The 15866-nt window shown below is 61.6% G+C and carries 11 protein-coding genes; 2 read left to right on the plus strand and 9 right to left on the minus strand.

Translation table 11 applies throughout. The features are described 5' to 3' along the window. Positions 1–112: 112 nt before the first annotated feature. Both BN1137_RS18130 and BN1137_RS18135 read right to left on the minus strand, forming a co-directional pair. On the minus strand, positions 113–745 hold the full coding sequence (locus tag BN1137_RS18130; RefSeq protein ID WP_232306965.1) for an HAD family hydrolase: 633 nt from the start codon (positions 743–745) through the stop codon (positions 113–115). 14 nt (positions 746–759) lie between these two features. After that, a complete protein-coding gene (locus BN1137_RS18135; RefSeq protein ID WP_050719932.1) occupies positions 760–1404 on the minus strand; it encodes a TIGR01621 family pseudouridine synthase in 645 nt (214 codons plus the stop codon). Between the two features lie 88 nt (positions 1405–1492). On the opposite strand from BN1137_RS18135, the gene BN1137_RS18140 reads away from it, so the two are divergent. Next, positions 1493–3082: a GGDEF domain-containing protein gene (locus tag BN1137_RS18140; protein WP_050719933.1), complete on the plus strand. Its 1590-nt coding sequence runs from the start codon at positions 1493–1495 to the stop codon at positions 3080–3082. Positions 3083–3185: 103 nt separating this feature from the next. Here the strand turns inward: BN1137_RS18140 and BN1137_RS18145 are convergent, their stop codons facing one another. The 3 genes from BN1137_RS18145 to BN1137_RS18155 form a co-directional block, all read right to left on the minus strand. After that, positions 3186–4742, minus strand: coding sequence for a methyl-accepting chemotaxis protein (locus BN1137_RS18145; protein WP_050719934.1), 1557 nt, complete (start codon positions 4740–4742; stop codon positions 3186–3188). 121 nt (positions 4743–4863) lie between these two features. Beyond that, positions 4864–6522, minus strand: coding sequence for a fatty acid--CoA ligase (locus BN1137_RS18150; RefSeq protein ID WP_050719935.1), 1659 nt, complete (start codon positions 6520–6522; stop codon positions 4864–4866). A 108-nt stretch (positions 6523–6630) separates the two neighbouring features. Further along, the gene (locus BN1137_RS18155; RefSeq protein ID WP_050719936.1) at positions 6631–7197 is read right to left on the minus strand and encodes an RBBP9/YdeN family alpha/beta hydrolase; all 567 of its coding nucleotides are present in this window, start codon (positions 7195–7197) and stop codon (positions 6631–6633) included. 296 nt (positions 7198–7493) lie between these two features. Between BN1137_RS18155 and BN1137_RS18160 the strand changes: the two genes are divergently transcribed. Continuing rightward, positions 7494–8546 carry an AraC family transcriptional regulator gene (locus BN1137_RS18160; protein ID WP_050719937.1) on the plus strand — a complete coding sequence of 351 codons (1053 nt, stop codon included), beginning with the start codon at positions 7494–7496 and terminating at the stop codon, positions 8544–8546. 97 nt (positions 8547–8643) lie between these two features. On the opposite strand, the gene BN1137_RS18165 is transcribed toward BN1137_RS18160, so the two are convergent. From BN1137_RS18165 to BN1137_RS18180, 4 genes are all read right to left on the minus strand, one after another. Beyond that, on the minus strand, positions 8644–11169 hold the full coding sequence (locus BN1137_RS18165) for an efflux RND transporter permease subunit (protein ID WP_050719938.1): 2526 nt from the start codon (positions 11167–11169) through the stop codon (positions 8644–8646). 42 nt (positions 11170–11211) lie between these two features. Next, complete coding sequence (locus tag BN1137_RS18170; protein ID WP_050719939.1) at positions 11212–12276, minus strand: WD40/YVTN/BNR-like repeat-containing protein; 1065 nt, start codon at positions 12274–12276, stop codon at positions 11212–11214. A gap of 109 nt (positions 12277–12385) precedes the next feature. Then, positions 12386–13744 (minus strand): DUF1329 domain-containing protein, encoded by a 1359-nt coding sequence (locus BN1137_RS18175; RefSeq protein ID WP_050719964.1) that lies wholly within the window; start codon positions 13742–13744, stop codon positions 12386–12388. A 31-nt stretch (positions 13745–13775) separates the two neighbouring features. After that, the gene (locus tag BN1137_RS18180; RefSeq protein ID WP_050719940.1) at positions 13776–15689 is read right to left on the minus strand and encodes a DUF1302 domain-containing protein; all 1914 of its coding nucleotides are present in this window, start codon (positions 15687–15689) and stop codon (positions 13776–13778) included. Positions 15690–15866 lie beyond the last annotated feature (177 nt).

Here is a 15866-nt window from a genome sequence, read left to right on the forward strand (position 1 = left end):
GATGAACGATAGTTTTTCGAGTTTTCCCTGCAAGGATGTAAATGAAATGTGACGCGCAAGGTGCAGCCCTGCGGATCCGCCGATGGCGGTCCGCAGGGCTGTCAGCCTGGGCTTACAGTTGCCAGTATTTGGGCGCGATATGCGGCAACCTCTGCTGCACTTTTTGCAAGCGAGCCGGAGTCGGGTTGATGAGCCAGGCCTGCTCCCCCAGTGCTAGCAGCGGCAGATCGTGCAGGCTGTCACTCAGGGCAAGGACTGGCTTAATCGCCAGGATCTCCGGCAGGATCTTGTGCTGCCCATGGCAGTAGAAACGCGGCATCAGCCCGCCACGGCGATAGTGCATCCGCGAGCCGATCACTCGGTGAGGCATGGTGGAGAGTTGCTGATAGAGCTGACCCCGCACCAGGGCGCGGGGGCTGGCCGATAGCACCCAGCAGCGCTCCCCCTCTGCCACCAGCAAGGTGCGCGCCTCCCGATAGAGCCCCGGCCGGGTACGGCAATAGCCCCGCACCAACTTGCGCCAACCAAGGGGCGAGAGCCCGAGGGTGATGACCCACCAGATCAGCGAAATGCCCCGCCGCCGCTGGGCAGGCAGCAGATAGATTACGCCCCCCAGTGCGATAAGAGGCCACAGCAACAGCGGCCAGAGACGGCGGCGCAAGATATAGCGCAGCAGGCCGGCATGACTGTCATCCGGCGCCAATGTGTCGTCAAAGTCCGCCAGGATCCAACCATTCGGCGCCATCTCCTGCTCCTTGCTCATTCGCTCAACCCGGAGACCGCGGCCAGCAACTCGGGAGTGACAAATTCGTCCCCCTGTTCGGGGGGGCAGATGAAGTCAAACGACTCATCCGCCAGGGTGAAACTCAGCCGCCAGGCATGCAAGTAGCCACGATCCGCCGGGGTGCCGCCATAGCGCTCGTCCCCCAGGATCGGCGCCCCTATGCTCTTGAGCGCGACCCGGATCTGGTGGGTCTTGCCGGTCTGGGGCTTGATGCGATAGAGCCGCAGTCCCTCGCGCACCGGGCAGGAGTCAAACCAGCTGATGGCGGGGTTGTCCAGGGTTCGCGCCAGCATCCAGCTGCCGCCTCGCCCTTTTTGCATGTCCCCTTTGACCCAGCCCTGCTTCTTCTTCGGCTTGCGATCGGAGAGTGCCAGATACTGCTTGCTCACCCGCCGCTCGGCGAACGCCATGCTAAGGGCCCGGTTTGCCACAGGGGTGCGAGCCAACAACAGCAACCCCGAGGTCATCTTGTCGAGCCGATGCACGGGGTAGAGTTCCAACCCGGTTTCAATCCGCACCCGATTAACCAGCCCAGCCTCCCCCGCCTCATCATGCATACCCAGGCCAGGCCCTTTGTTAATCACTATGAAATCTTTGTGTTGCGACAGTATCCGGTACATCGAGAACCCTTTAGAATAACTTTATTAATAAGTTGTGAACGGGCCGCCTGGCCACACCCCATGGACCCTCAGCACAAGAATCACACGGATGAAGAGATGCTTATTTTGGCTGCTACTGCTGGTCGCCAGTACCCCTCCTCTACTCCTGGCCAGTGATCGCTCGCATGAGGCGCCTGATCGGGTGGTATTGCAACTGCGCTGGCTGCATCAGCCCCAGTTTGTGGGCTACCACATGGCCAAGGCCAAGGGCTTCTATGCCGATGCAGGACTGGACGTCGAGATAAGACCAGGCGGCAAGGGCATCAGCCCGGTACAGGAGGTACTGGCCGGGCGCGCCGATTTTGGCGTCGGCAACACCGAAGTGTTGACCAGTTACGCCAGCGGCCAGCCTTTGCTGGCGCTCGCCAGCGTCTATCAGCATTCACCTTCCGTGTTCCTGGCCCGTCGTGACAGCGGCATTCTCACCGTTGCAGACATGCGGGGCAAACGGATCATGATGTTCCCCGGCCATCAGGATGCCGAACTGCTCGCCACCCTCTACTACCAGGGGCTGCACGAGCGCGAACTCATTCCCGTGCCCACCTCGGTCAATATCGACGATCTGGTCGCGAATCGCGTCGATATCTTCAACGCCTATATCAGCAACGAGCCTTTCTATCTGGAAGAGCGGGGCATAGCTGTATCCATCATCAACCCCCGCAACTACGGCATCGATTTTTACAGCGACATCCTGTTCACGACCCAGGCGCAAGAGCAGGCCAACCTGGGGCGGGTTGAGCGTTTTCGCGCCGCCAGCCTCAAGGGGTGGCGATACGCTCTCTCTCACCCGGCGGAGGCGATCGCCCTGCTACGCAAGGAATATGGAGTCAACCGCAGCCAGGCGCACATGGAATACGAGCTGCAGATGAGCAAGGAGATGATCCAGCCGCTCTATGTGGAGATCGGGTATATGAACCCGGACCGCTTCGCCCACATCATGGCGCAGCTGACGGAGATCGGCCTCATCCCCAGACCCTTGCCGCTGACCGATTTTCTCTATAAAGCCCCCTCGGAGCAGTGGACATTCTGGCGCCCCTGGTTTTTCCTGAGCCTGGCGGTAGGCGCCCTCATCCTGCTGTTGAGCATCTACCTGCTGATCAGCAACGAGCGTCTGAACCGGGAAGTTGCCCTGCGCAAGCTGCGAGAGCAAGAGATATTGCAGCTGGCCCGCCAGGATCCACTCACCGGCCTGCCCAACCGCCTGAGCCTCATGGAGCAGCTGGAGCTGCAGATCAACAGCCCCGAGCCCGGCTGCCTGCTGTTTTGCGATCTCGACAATTTCAAACAGGTCAACGACAGTTACGGCCACAGCTGTGGCGATGCCCTGCTCTGCCAACTGGCGGAGCGCATCAATCAGAGTCTCGGCTATCAACGCTTCTTCGCCAGACTGGCGGGCGATGAGTTTGTGCTGTTGCTGCCCCATCACAACCGCCAGCAAGCCGAGGACGTGGCCGAGGTGATCCGGCAAGCCATCCTCCGCCCCTTCGTGGTTCAGGGCCACCCGCTGTCAATCGGGATCAGCGTGGGGGTCAGCCCCTATCAGGCCAACTGGAATGCGGAGCAGTGGCTCATTCACGCCGATCAGGCCATGTATGGTGACAAGGGAATCGTACTGGAGAAGCATCGCACCCTGGGTTGATCACAGAGAGTTGATCACACAGGGTTGATCACAGAAACCCCTCCTCCCAATACAACAAGGCCACCCTGAGGTGGCCTTGTTGTATTGGAGACAATCATCGGGCTCAGCCGAATGTCTGCCCCAGGGATTTGAGTTGCCGCGCCTTGGTGAGCAGGATATCGCTCGACTCATTGACGACCTTCATCTTGTTGCTGTTGGTGTGCGAGTGCTGGGAGATGACATTGACGTTCTGGCTGATGTCCTCGACCACCGCCTGCTGCTGCCCGGCCGCGGCCGAGATCTGGGTCGACAGCGCCACCACCTGCTCTATCTCCGTCAACACCTGATGCAGGCTGTCCGAGCCCTGCCGGGTCAGGGTTACGCAAGACTGGGTCTGCTGCAGGTTCTGTTGCATCATCCCCTTCCAGTCGTTCAGGGTGCGCTGGATCTGCCCTATGCTCCCCTGGATCTGCTCGGTCGCCCTGTGGGTACGGGTAGACAGGGTGCGCACCTCATCGGCCACCACCGCAAAACCCCGGCCCTGTTCACCGGCGCGGGCGGCCTCAATGGCCGCGTTGAGTGCTAGCAGATTGGTCTGATCCGCAATGCCCTGGATCTCGTTCATCAAGACCCCAATCCGATCCGACTCATCGGCCAGCGCCACCGCCGCGCTGAAGGCATGCTCGGCCTGGGCGGCCAGCTCGGTGATGCGCAGTTGGGTATCCTCCAGCTGCCTGTCAGTATGCTGGCAATGCTCCTTGGCCTGGGCTATCTGGCTATCCGTCTCCTCGATATTGCGGGCTATCTCATGGGCCGTTGCCGCCATCTCGGTGATAGCCGCCGCCACCTGCTGGGTCTGGATGTCCTGCTCGACGATGTCGGCACTCGCCTCGCTGGAAGCCGTTTTGAGGTGAACGGCAAGGTCTTGCAGGGAGAGGGTCGCATCGTCCACTCGTCCAAGCACGGTCCGGATCCTGGCCTGCAACAATTTGATGTGGAAATCCGCGATGGCATTGGGCTCATTGCCCGAGTAAATGAGCCGGGTCAGGCTGTCATACTCATGGGCCAGCTGACGCAGGTAACGCGGGGTGCTGATAAGGTCATGGCGATAGAGCAGGATGAACCAGGCCAGCGGCAACAGCATGCACAGCGGAGCCCAAGTGCCCCATAGATAGGTACCGCCCCCCAGCATCAACACCAGCCCGAGGATGGCCACCCCATGGCGCACTCCCTGCCCGAGGGCAACACCGGCCTTGCGCTCCCCTCGCTCATGCGACCTCAATCTGGCATAGGTGCGCGTCGCGATGGCTTTCAGTTCCGGTTCGGCGCGGCTGCGTACCGACTGATAACCACTGATCTTGCCCTGCTCGAAGATGGGCGTCACATAGGCATCCACCCAGTAGTAACGGCCATCCTTGCAACGATTCTTGACCATGCCGCGCCAGGGCTTGCCCTGTTTCAGCTTGCCCCAGAGATCGGCAAAGGCAGCCTTGGGCATGTCAGGGTGGCGCACCATGTTGTGATGCTGGCCGATCATTTCCGCCGGACTGTAACCTGCCACCCTGCAAAAATTGTCATTCGCGTAGGTGATGACACCCCGCATATCCGTGGTGGACACCAACTGCTCATTGGCTGAAAAATCGACTTCCTCATCAATGAGATGTACCTGCGTCTTGCTCATCGCGCCCGCCTTTTATGTGAAAACTCAATTAGCGTAGTCAAGCCCCTTTCCCCCGGCAATCCATGCCCCTCACCCGGTGGGTGAGGTTGAGAGTCCAGGGCTTCATTTCATGACGTAGCGCTCAATTTTTGCTCACAACATGCATTTCTTGCTCCCGGATCAGCCTCTTGTTGACCTTGCCGACACTGGTCTTGGGGATCTCCTGTACGACTCGGATCTGACGCGGGATCGCCCAGCGATTGATACGGCCGCTGTCGACAAAGTGCTGCAGGTGCGCAGCGATGGCTTGCTGATCCAGATTGTTCCCCTCCTTGCAGACCACCAGCGCCAAGGGGCGCTCTCCCCACTGCTCATCCGGGATCCCCACCACGGCCACCGCATGCACAGCAGCGTGGGCACTGATGAGATTCTCCAGCGCGAGAGAGCTTATCCACTCTCCCCCCGTCTTGATCACATCCTTGATACGATCCTTGATCTCCACCGTGCCCAGCGGCGTGATGGAGGCTACATCGCCGGTGTGCAGCCAGCCGCCCTGCCAAAGCTCGGCGCCCTTCTCCGGCTCTTTCAGATAGCCTTGGGTCAACCAGGGTGCCCGCACCACTATCTCCCCCATGGATTGGCCATCATGAGCGACCTCCTTGCCCTCCGCGTCTATGATGCGCAAGTCCACCAGCGGGATCGGGGTGCCGGTGCGGATCCGCAGGGGCAACTGCTCGTCCATGGGCAGCGCCAACTCGGCGTCGCTCAAGTGCCCCACACACAGCAGCGGGCAGGTCTCCGACATGCCGTAACCGGCATGGATCAGGATCCCCTTTTGGTGTGCCTGGGTGGCAAGACCCAGTGGCAGTGCACTGCCCCCCAGCAGCATCTTCCAGCCGATGAGCGAGCGCTGCTTCGCCTCCTCGCAATCGAGGATCATCTGCAAGATGGTTGGCACGCAATGAGAGAAGGTCACGCCCTCCTCCAGGTAGAGTCGAACCAGCTTGTTGGGCTCGTAGCGGCCAGGATAGACCTGTTTCACCCCGAGCATGGTCGCCACATAGGGCACGCCCCAGGCGTGGACGTGGAACATCGGCGTGATCGGCATATAGACGTCGCCCGACTGCAGCAATGCCTGTCCCGTATGAGCCGCCAGGGTGCCCAGTTCGTTGAGGGTATGCAGCACCAGCTGGCGATGGCTGAAGTAGACCCCCTTGGGATCTCCGGTGGTGCCCGTGGTGTAGAACAAGGTGGCCACCGACTGCTCATCAAAATCGGGGAAGCCATAGTGGTCGTCTGCCGCCGCCAGCAGCGCTTCATACTCGCCCAGGCTGGGCAGGCTGGTCACTGGCGCCTCGTCATCGGTGAGCTGGATATAGCCCCTGACCGTCGGCAGCTGATCATCAATGGATTCGAGGATCGGCAAGAAGTCATCGTGCACCAGCACCAGCTTATCCTCGGCGTGGTGCATGGTGTAGGCGATCTGCTCCGGCGAGAAGCGCACGTTGACCGTGTGCAGCACGGCCCCGATCATGGGCACCGCGAAGAAGCACTCAAGGGAGCGGTGACTGTCCCAGTCCAGCAGGGCGACAGTGTCACCGGGGCCGACCCCGGCGGCGGTCAGCATGTTCGCCAAGCGCTGGATCCGCTGGTTGAGGGTGCGATAGTCGTAACGCAATCTGTCGGCATAGACTATCTGCTGCGTGGGGTGATAGCGCACCCCGGACATCAGCAGGCTCTTGATCAGCAAGGGATAAGCATGGGCTCCCTGCGCTGGCGGTATGATCCGGGTCTTCACCATATTCACTCCTTGTGTCCATCTGCTCGATGGGATGACGGGGACATCCATCCCCCTGTGTACTCGCGGCCGACGCCTTACATGGGATAGCACGATAGCGGATCGTCGGTGTCAGATATCGAGACGCCGCAGCAATGCCTCCGCCTCGGGCCAGGGACCGAACCCGCTCGCCGGGTTGAGATGACCCACCTCCCCGATATCGACCAGCTCACTCCCCCAGTCGAGGGCCATGGCGCGCACGGCGTCCTGACTGGCAAGGGGATCGTTGCGGCTCATGGCGACCAAGCTGGCAAATGGGAGCTGCGTGCGTGGCAGCGGGATCCAGCCTCCGCCGTGCATGGCTTGCGGGCTGGGGTAGTAAGACGGCCAGGGAGCATCGAGATCCGGGGGCGTAACCAGCAGCGCACCCAGGATAGGGCGGCGATGCGTCGCGGCCCAATGCACCGCCATCAAGACCCCGGCACTGTGGGCGACCAGGATCACCGGCCCGTCGATGCCAGCAAGCGCCTGTTGAATGGCATCGACCCTGGCCTGACAGTTCAGCTTGTCTTCGGTTAACGGCGCTACCGAATGCACCCTGGCCAGGCGAGCCTCAAGCAGTGTCTGCCAATGATCCGCCACATGATCACGCAGGCCAGGCACGATCAACACCGTCGCCCTAGTGTGTAATTTCTCCATGTCACTCCCTCGTCTCTCATCTGCTCGGCGAGGGCCAAGCACCTTGAGGGACACAGTAAGGTGCCCGGCGGCACATTGCTTTACCTTGGGTGTCATGGGCTTATCATTTTGCGACAACACAGCCACCACGCAGTGGCTGATGAGGGGCCAGCGCAGCGCCCGGCACAGTGGTTTTCAGATGAAGCACATGACTAATTAACTAGTCACAAGTCGCTTCTCATTTTGTAAATGAAATGATAAAAAAGAGTTAATAACAAGCAGATCAGCATGTGCTCCGCTGTAATGGGAACCGTATTATGACCCTCTTCGCCAGAGCCGCTACGCTCACCAATTATCTCGATGTCGCCCGTCAGTTGGGCCTCAACACCCCCAAGCTGCTGGCAGAGGCCGGCCTCAGTACCTCCATTCTGGATGTTCCCAACCAGCGTCTGCCGGTCTCGGCCATCATCAAGCTGCTCGAGCTGTCGGCCCGTATCGGTGCCTGCGACGGCCTGGGGCTGCGGATGGCGGAGCATCGCCAGCTGTCCGATTTTGGTGAAGTCAGCTTGCTGCTCAGCTATCAGCCCAATCTGCGCGAAGCCTTGCAGGTGATGGTGCAATACATCCGGCTGTTCAACAATGCGTTGGCGATCTTCATCGAGGAGGCGGGCAAGACCGTCATCATCCGCGAGGAGATCATCACCGACAGTCCCATGCCGTCGCGCCAGGCCACCGAGCTGGCAGTTGGCGTCATGTATCGCTTCTGCGCCGCCCAGGTCGGGGTCGGTAACAACTGGCACCCCATCAGCGTCAACTTCACCCATGCGGCGCCAGCCGATCTCAGCATCCACAAGCGCCTGTTTGGCTGCAAGCTGGAATTTGGTAGCGAATTCAACGGTATAGTGTGCCAGTCTACGGATCTGGACATCCCCAATCCGCTGGCCAATCAGGCCATGGCCCGCCATGCGCGCCAGTACCTCGACACCTTGCTGGTGGAGACCCAGCAGTCCCTGCTGGTCGATGTGCGCAAGACCATTTATCTGCAGCTCCCCATGGGGCGCGCCACCATAGATCAGATAGCCAGCACCCTGGGGATGAACGTGCGCACCCTGCAGCGTCATCTGGAAGAGAGCGGCGTCACCTTCAGCGAGTTGGTCAACGAGGTGCGCCGGGATCTGGTGATGCGCTACCTGCAAAATGCAGGCTATTCCCTCGGTCACATTGCCGACATGCTCGGCTACTCCATGCCCAGCTCCTTCACTCGCTGGTTCAGCGCCCAGTTCGGCATGCCGCCGGCCACCTGGCGCTCCCGCCACAAGATAGTCCCCAACGCCGCCCAGAGTGCCCGCACCAGCCTGGCTTACGGCTAGGCTCTCGACCTCATGACCAAAGAGAGGGAGGCATCAAGCCTCCCTCTCTTTTCATATCCCGCACCCGGTTATCGTGACGGCCAAAATACCTTGCTCCCTAGCGGGCATCGGCATTGGCGAGTCGCTGACTCTCGTTCGCCTTGGCGGCCTCTGACGAGGGCGCTTGCTCGCGGATCGCCCCTGCTCTGGCGGTCTGCGTCCTTGGGCCAGAGAGCAAGAAATACGACAGCGCCGGGATGCCGATGAGCGCCCCCAGCATGTTCCACAGGAACATGAAGGTGAGCAGTATGCCCATGTCGGCCTGGAACTTGATGGGGGACCAGGCCCAACCCACCACGCCGGCGGCCAGAGTGATACCGACCAGACCCACCACCCGACCGGTGAAGGCCACCGCGTTGCGATACGCCTCGGTCAATGACATGCCCTGGCGCTGATAGTGCAGCTGCACGCTCAACAGATAGAGTGCGTAGTCCACCCCGATACCGACCCCAAGCGCAATGACCGGCAGGGTCGCGACCTTGACGCCGATGCCCATGGCGACCATCAGCGCCTCGCACAGCACCGAGGTGAGCATCAGCGGCACCAGCGCCACCACGGTCGCCCGCCAGCTACGGAAGGTGATGAGGCAGAAAACGGTGACCGCCAGATAGACGTAGAGCAGCATGGTGCGGTTGGCCTCGTGCACCACCAGGTTGGTGGCGGCCTCGATGCCCGCGCTGCCAGCGGCGAGCAGGAACTGGCGATCCGACGTGCTGTTCTCCTGGGCGAACTTGTCGGCAATGGCCACCACGGCATTGAGGGTCTCGGCCTTGTGATCCCGCAGGTAAGCGATCACCGGCATCACCGAGCAATCGGTGTTGAACAGCTCGGGGGTATTGACCGAGGCCTGCTGGGCGGCATAGTTCAGCACATTCTGGTTGCGCTGGATGCTGGCAAGCTTGGGGTTGCCCTCGTAGGTACCAGCGGTTATCTGGCGCACCGCATTGACCAGGGACGAGGTCGCTTGCACCCCCGGATACTGCTGCAGCTCCCAGGCCAGCCGGTCGGCCAGGATCAGGGTCTGATAGTTCAGGCAGCCTTCCGGCGCCGTCTTGATCATGACCGCGAACAAGTCGCTCGAGAGCGCATAGTGGCCGGTGATGTAGCCGTTATCACGGTTGTAGCGCGAATCCGCCCGCAGCTCCGGCGCCCCGCTATCCAGATCGCCGACTTTCAGATTCAGGCTCACCAGATAGCCGCCGATCCCCATCGCCAGCCCCAGCAGTACCACGATGGTGGCCCACTTGCGTTCGGTGCAGTGATCCAGCAGATCCCACAACTTGCCAAAACCCTTGTGGGCATCGGCATTGGTGTCGATCTTGAGCGCACGTTCCGCCGCCTTGCGGCCGACCCCGACGAAGGAGAGCGCCACCGGCATCAGCAGCAAAGAGGTAAAAATCAGCACCGCCACGCCGATGCTGGCGGTGATGGCGAGATCCTGGATCACCGGGATGTCGATCAACATCAGCACCGCGAAGCCGACCGCATCGGCGAGCAGCGCGGTGACCCCGGCCAAGAATAACCGGCGGAAGGTGTAACGGGCCGCTATCTGGCGGTGGGTGCCGCGGGCGATGTCCTGCATGATGCCGTTCATCTTCTGGGCCGCGTGGGAGACGCCGATGGCGAAGATGAGGAAGGGCACCAGCACCGAATAGGGGTCGATGGCATAGCCGAGCCAGGCGACGATGCCAAGCTGCCACACCACGGCAACCAGCGAGCAGCCAACCACGAGTAAGGTGCTACGCACGCAGCGGGTATAGAGGAAGATGATGCCAAGGGAAGTCAGCACCGCCAGGCCGAAGAACATGATCACCTGAATGAGGCCGTCGATCAGATCCCCCACCAACTTGGCAAAACCGATCACCCGGATCTTGTACTTGCCCGTGCCCTCGGCCCCCGCCTTGTGAGACGCGCCGCCAAACTCAATCTTGTCGCGCAGCTGTTCGATGCGCTGGGAGAACTGATGGTAGTTGAGCGGCTTGCCGGTGGCCGAGGCCTTGTCCAGCAAGGGCACGATCAGCATGGTGGACTTGAAGTCGTTCGATACCAAGCTGCCGACGATGCCGGCCCGGTTGATGTTCTGGCGCAGTTGCTCGATGTCGGCGGCCGAGCCCTTGTAGGAGTCGGGCATCACGGGGCCACCCTGGAAGCCCTCTTCGGTCACCTCGGTCCAGCGCACCGCCGGGCTCCACAACGACTTCATCCAGACCCGGTCAACCCCTTCGCTCAGGAACAGCTCGTCGTTGACCTGCTTGAGCACAGCCAGGTAATCGGGATCGAAGATGTCACCCTCGGTGTTTTCCACCACCACCCGCACCGAGTTGCCGAGGCCACGCAAGGAGTGGCGGTTCTCGAGGAAGTTTTTGATGTAGGGCTGGCTCTGGGGGATCATCTTCTCGAAGCTGGGGGCAAGCGCCAGCCGGGTCGTCGCCATATAGCCAAACACCAAGGTGGCCAGGGTCATGAGTAGCATGAAGAGCGGGCGGTGGTTGAACACCATCCGCTCCAGCAGGTTGCCACTGCGCCGATCAAAATCCGACAGATCGCGGATCACCGGCATGGTCTCTTGCTTCACATTGTTCATGTCTGCGTTCTCGCTCTCGTTATTCTCGTTATCCGGCGGCCGTCACTTGGCTGACAAGGTGCGCACACCCCGGCTACCGACCAGCGCCAGCGTGCCGGCATCGGTCAGGGCCGCACCGGCCACCGGCGACGGCTCCACCTGCTTGATCAGCTGCAGCGGGTCGTTGCCGTTCTGGCGCAACATATGGCCGGCCTGGGTGAACAGCCGGAAGTGACCGCTGCCATCTGGCACCGCCGCGCTGATGCTGATGGGCAGGCCGCTGTCGAGTTTGGCCCAATGCTGGCCGCCATCGGTGCTGCGAAACACATGGCCACGCAGGCCATAGACGATCACCTCGCCGGGCTGGCCGATCAGGCCGAAATAGCTGCCCTCATAGGGGCTCGGCACGTCGAGGAAGCGCTGCTGCGCCGGGCCCCACTTGCGCAGCAACCCCTGCTCGCCGACCAGATAGAGTGCATCACCGGTGGAGTTGATGGCGTTGAGGTGGAAACCCTGTGGGTTGTCGGTACGATCCTGCAGCGGTGTCCAGTGCTGGCCACCGTCCTCGGTGCGCAGGATAAGATTGAAGACGCCGACCACATAACCGACCCTATCGTTCTCGAACCAGACGTCGAGCAGCGGCTTGTCGGCCCCCTCCTCCACCAGCCGTTGCCCCTCCTCCACCAGGGCGGGCCACTGCTCGCTGCCCGGCTCTGCGGCGGCCAGGGCGCGGTAATGCGTCAACACCAGTTCACCTATCTGGCGACCGTCCAGCTGTTTTTGCCAAGTGGCACCGGCATCCCTGCTGTGCAGCACCACCCCATCGCCGCCTACCGCCCAGCCTTGGCTTGGGGTGGGAAAATAGACCGCATTGAGATCGACGCTGACCGGCACACTGGCTTGTTGCCACTGCTTGCCCGCGTCGTCGGAAAAGAGAATATGGCCGCGCTGGCCCACCGCCACCAGGCGCTGCCCGGCGGAAGCGAGATCCAGTAGCGGACTACGCTGTGCCAGCACGCTCGCCTTGGCGGGCAAGTCCAGCACATCAACGAAATCGGACGCCTGTGCGGCGCTCTGCATCAGCAGGGCGCCAAACACCAGCGACGCCAACTTATGGAATGACCCCATACCACGTCCTTGTATTGGAGTGCGTCGTGGCACCGCGAGGGTGGCTCGACGCCAATATAAGAAGCCCGGTGCGATGCAGGAATGGCAAGGCACCGGTCCTCCGTTACTGCTAGCGAATACCCGCCCCGGCAAGGGCTTCAGGCGACCACTGCGCCTTCGACAGCGGCTCGCCATACTTGATGCCGCCGTAAGGGCCCACCACCCCATTGATGTTGTAAGTACCCGCCACCAGGTCATAGATCATGAAGGGGGTGGCATCCGGGGTCTGCTTGTCGTAGCTCTGGCTCAGGAACGCGAAGGAACCACGGTAGAGCTGATCACGGGCATCGTACTGATCGGACGCCAGGGCCACCCAGCTGTCTTCATCCAGATAGAAGCGGCGCTTGGCATAGACATGGCGCTCGCCGGACTTCAGGGAGCCTTCCACGACCCAGACGCGGTGCTTCTCCCAGCGCACCAGATCCGGTGACAGGGTGTTCGGGGTGGTCAGCGCCCTGGCATCGTGCTCATAGGTCACCTTGTAGGTGTTATAAGGAACGATCATCTCCTGCTTGCCCACCAGCTTCCAGTCGAAGCGATCCAACGCACCGTTGAAGACAAACACATCGTCATAGGTACCGGCGCCAGAGGTGCCAGGGTTTGGGGTGTCATAGGCCAGGTTCGGGGCCAGTTTGACCCGGCGCTGGCCAGGCAGGTACTGCCAGCCCTTGCGCGGTTGCTCCAGGGGGTTGGCCGCATCGCGCAGCATGATGGCCTCACCGGCGCGGCGCGCCGGCCCGGTGTAGTACAGCTTCATCTGGTAGTAGGTGTCCTTGGCCGAAATGGGCTTGGACATGTCGTCGTAGATGGCGTAGTTGATGAATGCCTTGCCCGTGGTGGACAGGGCCGCCGTCCCCGAGGAGTCGACGTTCCAGGAGTCATACTTGGTCGCGATGTTCACCCCCTGATAGCGCAGCAGGAAGTTCCACATCGCCTCGGCACCGGTCTGGGGGATCGGGAAGGGAATGCCCGGCAGCACGTTGTCCACCGCCAGACCACCCTCCAGGGTCTTGGCATTGACCGCGTTCTTCTTGGTGTTGTCCAGCACCGCCTGGGGCAGCACTACGCTACGGTGGGTCGGATAGACATCGACGCGAAACGCAGGGTAGCGCTTGAGCAGCTCCGCCGTGGTGGCGGTCAGCTGGTTCTGGTACTGCGCCACGTTCTTGCCGTCGATCACCAGCACCGGCTTGTCGCTGGCATAAGGGTCAGGGCGCATGCTGTCACCGGCCTTGAAGCCAGCGGGCGCCTGAGTCAAACCGCCGGTGTAGGCCGGGATGGCACCATCGCTACTGGCCGCCACTTCGGCCCCCACGGCGGTGAGGCTGTTGCCCAGCTTGCCCGCCTCGCTCGCGGATACGGCCGCCTCGGCCTGGCCGATGAAGGCCAGGGTGAGGGATGCAGCCAACAGGGTTTTCTCGAATCTCATCATGTTGTTCTCCAGCACTTGGCTAATCGGATCAGTAGGTGGTCTTCAGGGTCAGGTAGACGGCGCCCCTGTCTTCCGTGGTGGCACCACCACCGGAGAAGGAGGAGTAACCACCGGCGTAGCAGGTCGTCCGCTGCGCGGCATCCAGTGCGTTCGGGGTTGAGCCGTCGGCACCGCCGTCGTTGCAATCCTCAGACTTGCCGAAGGAGTCCACGTATTTCAGGTCGACGAAATATTGGTTGTAGATGGTGGCACCAAGGCCGACCGCGTAGTTGCCGGTATCTTTCGCCCCACCGGCCTGCACAGGGGAAATACCGCTCAGTCCCCAGTTCACCGACAACGGCATGTTCATGTCCACGCCTGGGAACACCTGATACCAGATGGGAGTGAAGTTGACCGCCAGACCCCAGTTGTCCTTGGTCGGCTTGTCGATACCCTGATAGATGTCCTCCCCCTTGTAGAGCGCCTTGTTGTGGCCATCCAGGCTCAGCAGGTTGCTGTAGTAGAGCTCCCCGAGCAGGGCGGCGGCATCGAACAACGGGGTGTCGGCGATGGTCATCAGGCCGTTTAGGGTCCAGTGCAGGGTGTCGCCGGTGGCGCTGTAACCGTCGCTGTCATCGGTGATGACCCCGGTACCGGGTTGACGGGGAGGCAACACCCCGAAGCCGTTGGATAGCCCGCCGGCCCCCGGGGCGCTGAGCAGCGCCGGGATGCTGGCAAGCGGCATGTTGTGGCGGTAGTTCAGATCGCTGCCGACGCTGACTCCGGCCACATCCTTGGAGAGGCTGAGGCCAAAGATATCGATGTCTTCGCCATAGGCCAGGGAGTAGCTGGTGGTCGAGATCGAGTTGCGCAGATTGGGAATAGCCCCGGCCGGCAGCGGCACCGCGCCTCTCACCGTCATGCCACGGGCATTCAGTACTGCCTGGGGCAAAATGTCGGCGGTGCGGCGGTAGAAGGCGCCCAGGGTGCCATCGAGCGCCTCGGGCGACCACTTCGCCATGATGCCCCAGTCACCGTGCTTGCCCGGCTCGATATCCTCACCGCGCCGGATGTTGGTCAGGGTACCGTTCGGCCCGGCCAAGCCAGGACCGCCGGTGTGACCCAGCAGGAAGGACTGGGCACCGAAGCCCACCAGATCGGAGCTGCCGTAATAGGTGCCGGCTTCTGGCAAACGGGCGGCGTTCCAGTCCAGGAAATACTGGGCGGCGAAGGTCAACTCGGGATTGAGGGTGAAGGAGGCCGAGATCTGGTTGCGCGGCACGAACAGCTCCTTGGCCTCGGTGCCGGGGGATGCCGCGAGTTTCGCGAGATCCAGGCCGGACTGGCCGTAGCTCATCGAGTGCACCGGGTTGAGCAGGGTCTCCCCCCAGTAGACGTTGTGCTGGCCAATCTTGAAGCCCAGCAGAGATTCGCTGCCGATCTCCATGTTGTGGAACACGAAGGCGTCGAGGATCTCGCCGGAGGGGCCATGGTAGTAGCGATCGGCGTAGGGGCTCAGGTGGCGGTTGCCTGCCACGGGCGGCTGCCCGACGATACCGGAGGTCGCGCTGTTACCGTTGATAAACGGGTTTTCATCCGAACCGATATCGCTGTAGGCGAAGTCATACCAGCTGGCCGCGCTGATACGAAAACCGGTGTTGCCCTTGTTCACCACGTCCAGCTCGGTCAACAGATCGAAACGGGTGGCGACGGTGTCACCGGCATCCTTGAAGTTGTAATCACCGTCGTTGTTGTTCGGGGTGGCGAGCATGCGCGAGTCGGCACTCTCGGTGCGCATACCGTAGTTGAACTTGCCGGTGTTATCGAAACGGACGGACCAGTCTTCACTGCCCGTGTCCACTTCGACCGCCTGAACGGTTGGCATAAAGGCGGCCGAGACGGCCACCGCCAGCAGGCTGAGGCGCAGGGCGCGGCAACCATGACTCGTGTGCTTGTAATCCATTACAGTCTCTCCGAGTGTCGTCATCTGTTATTTGTTGTTGGTTTTTCTTTGCTTAGTAGCCGTTTCCGTTGGCTTTATTGTTATGCCTTGTCGCGGTGACCCGTCTTGGCGGTGAGGATGCGATTAACTGCATACTCCCTCGCTGAGAGGTCGCTCGCCCGGGGGCTCCCGGTGTTG

Origin of the sequence: Aeromonas tecta, assembly GCF_000820185.1 — a bacterium.
GTDB lineage: Bacteria > Pseudomonadota > Gammaproteobacteria > Enterobacterales > Aeromonadaceae > Aeromonas > Aeromonas tecta.

Coding starts and splice junctions, on each gene's coding strand:
- BN1137_RS18130 (WP_232306965.1), bottom strand. CDS start 745: ATGGCGCCGAATGGTTGGATCCTGGCGGACTTTGACGACACATTGGCG.
- BN1137_RS18135 (WP_050719932.1), bottom strand. CDS start 1,404: ATGTACCGGATACTGTCGCAACACAAAGATTTCATAGTGATTAACAAA.
- BN1137_RS18140 (WP_050719933.1), top strand. CDS start 1,493: ATGAAGAGATGCTTATTTTGGCTGCTACTGCTGGTCGCCAGTACCCCT.
- BN1137_RS18145 (WP_050719934.1), bottom strand. CDS start 4,742: ATGAGCAAGACGCAGGTACATCTCATTGATGAGGAAGTCGATTTTTCA.
- BN1137_RS18150 (WP_050719935.1), bottom strand. CDS start 6,522: ATGGTGAAGACCCGGATCATACCGCCAGCGCAGGGAGCCCATGCTTAT.
- BN1137_RS18155 (WP_050719936.1), bottom strand. CDS start 7,197: ATGGAGAAATTACACACTAGGGCGACGGTGTTGATCGTGCCTGGCCTG.
- BN1137_RS18160 (WP_050719937.1), top strand. CDS start 7,494: ATGACCCTCTTCGCCAGAGCCGCTACGCTCACCAATTATCTCGATGTC.
- BN1137_RS18165 (WP_050719938.1), bottom strand. CDS start 11,169: ATGAACAATGTGAAGCAAGAGACCATGCCGGTGATCCGCGATCTGTCG.
- BN1137_RS18170 (WP_050719939.1), bottom strand. CDS start 12,276: ATGGGGTCATTCCATAAGTTGGCGTCGCTGGTGTTTGGCGCCCTGCTG.
- BN1137_RS18175 (WP_050719964.1), bottom strand. CDS start 13,744: ATGAGATTCGAGAAAACCCTGTTGGCTGCATCCCTCACCCTGGCCTTC.
- BN1137_RS18180 (WP_050719940.1), bottom strand. CDS start 15,689: ATGGATTACAAGCACACGAGTCATGGTTGCCGCGCCCTGCGCCTCAGC.